Raw genomic sequence first — 1,286 nt, forward strand, 5'->3', positions numbered from 1 at the left:
CGTTGGGCGCGGGGCCGGCCGTGGCGGTGGTCCGTCCGGACGGCCATCTGCTGGCCCGGCTCGACCCCCGGCGACCCCAGGAGACCACCCGCGCACAGGAGACCCTCGGCCGCCGCCCGTGGTTGCGCGGGCGTTGATTACGATTCGACCATGGCGAAGAAGCTGGTGATCAAGGTGACGGCGGGGGCCGACGCCCCCGAGCGGTGCTCTCAGGCGTTCACGGTGGCGGCGGTGGCCGTGGCCAGTGGTGTCGACGTCTCCCTGTGGCTGACCGGCGAATCCGCCTGGTTCGCCCTGCCCGGCCGGGCCGCCGAGTTCGAGCTGCCGCACGCCGCTCCCCTGCCCGACCTGCTGGACTCCCTCCTCACGGCCGGCCGCGTCACGCTGTGCACGCAGTGCGCGGCCCGCCGTGACATCACGGAGCAGGACGTCATCAACGGCGTGCGGATCGCCGGCGCGCAGGTCTTCGTCCAGGAGGCGATGGCGGACGGGACGCAGGCCCTCGTCTACTGAGACTCCGTGTACAGGCAGAACGGATGCCCTGCCGGGTCCAGCAGCACCCGGACGTCCTCCCGGGGCCGGTGGGCGGCCGGCCGCGCCCCTGCGGCGACGGCCCGCGTGGTCTCCCGCTCCAGGTCGTCGACCTCGAGGTCGAGGTGGACCATCATCCGCGGCCGGTCCGGCCCGCTCGGCCAGACCGGCGGCCGGTAGTCGGGTTCCGTCTGGAAGGACAGCCCCGTGCCGCCGCCGGGCGGCCGGATGTGGACCCAGTCGGGGCTCTCCTCGTCCCGCCAGACGCCCCAGCCGGGCAGCAGCCGCAGAGAGAAGTGCGCGAGCCCCCGGGCGTGCGGGGCGTCCAGGACCGCCGCTGTCAGTCTCATGGGGCGCGGCGCGGATACCCCCGGCCGGCGGGGAGGACGCCGGTCAGCCCCGGGCGGGTGAGGCGGACGCCGGTCAGCGCGGGCGCTTCTTGCCGTCCAGCTCGTCCCACCACTCGTCGGACTTGGGGTCACCGGACGGGTCGTCCCACCACCGGTCCTCCGGCCCGCGCCGGTTCGCGACCATGGCCGCCACAGGCGGGATGACCATGGCGACGACACACATCCCGACGGCGACGGGAACGGACCACAGGCGCACGACACCCCAGGCCAGCACGAAGAGGCCGATGCAGAGGCCCATCATCGCGAAGTACGTGTGACGCCGGCGTGCGTACATGTATCCAGCGTAGGTCCGGGGGCGCCGGAGGGGCGCGCCCCGGGCGTGCACACCCCGGGGGGGGGGCCTGG

At 74.5% G+C, this 1,286-nt stretch carries 3 protein-coding genes; 1 reads left to right on the forward strand and 2 read right to left on the reverse strand.

Features of this window, described 5'->3' with window-relative positions; translation table 11 throughout:
* Positions 1-150 precede the first annotated feature (150 nt).
* Positions 151-513, forward strand: coding sequence for a DsrE family protein (locus ABZ281_RS49685; protein WP_356665471.1), 363 nt, complete (start codon positions 151-153; stop codon positions 511-513).
* On the opposite strand, the gene ABZ281_RS49690 is transcribed toward ABZ281_RS49685, so the two are convergent.
* Both ABZ281_RS49690 and ABZ281_RS49695 read right to left on the reverse strand, forming a co-directional pair.
* Positions 507-881: a VOC family protein gene (locus ABZ281_RS49690; protein WP_356665473.1), complete on the reverse strand. Its 375-nt coding sequence runs from the start codon at positions 879-881 to the stop codon at positions 507-509. The genes ABZ281_RS49685 and ABZ281_RS49690 overlap by 7 nt on opposite strands.
* A 73-nt stretch (positions 882-954) precedes the next feature.
* Entirely contained in the window at positions 955-1,215 is a 261-nt protein-coding gene (locus tag ABZ281_RS49695; RefSeq protein ID WP_142162402.1) for a DUF3099 domain-containing protein, read from the reverse strand.
* Positions 1,216-1,286 lie beyond the last annotated feature (71 nt).

The organism is Streptomyces sp. NPDC006265 (genome assembly GCF_040613555.1).
Classification (GTDB): Bacteria; Actinomycetota; Actinomycetes; order Streptomycetales; family Streptomycetaceae; genus Streptomyces.

Bases quoted from the DNA above. Each gene is read 5' to 3' on its own strand.
- ABZ281_RS49685 (WP_356665471.1), top strand. From the start codon at position 151: ATGGCGAAGAAGCTGGTGATCAAGGTGACGGCGGGGGCCGACGCCCCC.
- ABZ281_RS49690 (WP_356665473.1), bottom strand. From the start codon at position 881: ATGAGACTGACAGCGGCGGTCCTGGACGCCCCGCACGCCCGGGGGCTC.
- ABZ281_RS49695 (WP_142162402.1), bottom strand. From the start codon at position 1,215: ATGTACGCACGCCGGCGTCACACGTACTTCGCGATGATGGGCCTCTGC.